Origin of the sequence: Mesorhizobium sp. M4A.F.Ca.ET.090.04.2.1 (genome assembly GCF_003999085.1) — a bacterium.
In the GTDB taxonomy this organism is placed as follows: domain Bacteria; phylum Pseudomonadota; class Alphaproteobacteria; order Rhizobiales; family Rhizobiaceae; genus Mesorhizobium.
In genome coordinates, this window is the sequence record NZ_RZOT01000983.1 from 1 (window position 1) to 663 (window position 663).

Sequence of the window (663 nt, forward strand, 5' to 3'; positions counted from 1 at the left end):
TCTGGGTGATGGGCGGGCTGGGCGTAGCGGCAATTGCCGCCATGCTTGCTTTGTTGCCGCGCACGGCGGGGTCGTCGAACAGCCCCGCCAGCCTGTCGCACGAGGTCCGCGTTTTGGGACGTCAGCAGGTCTGGACCTCGCTGATCCTGATGCTCATGCTGATGATCGGCCAGTTCGGCCTGTTCACCTACATCACCCCGACCTTGCTCGAAGTCACCGGCCTCGATGAGAGCCTGGTGCCCTGGGTGCTGCTGCTCAATGGCGTCGGCGCGACCATCGGCGTCTTCCTCGGCGGCAAGCTCGCCGACTGGAAGCTGATGCCGTCGCTGATCACCATGCTGTTCCTGCAGGCGCTGATGCTTGGCGTCATCTATGCCGTCAGCCCCTACCCCGTGCCGATGGTCGTTGCCATCGTCATCTGGGGCGGCCTCAACTTTGCCATCGGCGCGCCGATCCAGACCCGCATCCTGGCCTGGACGGCGGACGCCTCCAACCTCGCCTCCTCGCTCATCCCGTCAGGCTTTAATGTCGGCATCGCGCTCGCTGCGTCGCTGGGTGCGGCCATGCTCAATGCCGGCTATGGCTATCGCAGCCTGCCGGTGGTCGGCGCGCTGGCCATGCTGGTCGCGGTCGTCGTGGCGGTCGCATCGCAGGTCTGGGAAG

Annotated in this window: 1 protein-coding gene; it reads left to right on the top strand. The window is 65.9% G+C overall.

The features are described from left to right. A partial coding sequence (locus tag EN781_RS33625; protein WP_145965834.1) for an MFS transporter occupies positions 1-663 on the top strand: 663 nt, incomplete at both ends.